The organism is Lyngbya sp. CCY1209 (assembly GCF_055795065.1).
In genome coordinates this window covers 1-330 of the sequence record NZ_JAYFER010000042.1, presented here as the reverse complement: position 1 = coordinate 330, position 330 = coordinate 1, and the positions used below count along the sequence as shown (strand labels likewise).

At 49.4% G+C, this 330-nt stretch carries 1 protein-coding gene; it reads left to right on the top strand.

Annotated features, from left to right (window positions below):
* A partial coding sequence (locus tag AC0QHF_RS00200; RefSeq protein ID WP_473113491.1) for an HNH endonuclease occupies positions 1-330 on the top strand: 330 nt, incomplete at both ends.

Genomic DNA, 330 nt, shown 5'->3' with positions numbered 1-330 from the left:
GAAGGATAAGTGGATATTCCAAACTAAGGATGGTCTACGACTCCAAAAACACGCCTGGACTCCCATTGTCTACCACAAGCTGGTCAGACCAGACGCATCAACATATGACGGAAACTGGGTCTACTGGGCAACAAGGAGAGGGAAATCAGCAGAAATCCCAAACCAAGAAGCCCGACTGCTGAAAGACCAGAAAGGCAAATGCAAATGGTGCGGACAGCATTTCACTATAGAAGACCAAGTGGAGACCGACCACATCATCCCTAGAAGCCTAGGCGGAAAGGATGATTACAAGAACCTCCAACTGCTGCACCGCCACTGTCACGATGCCAA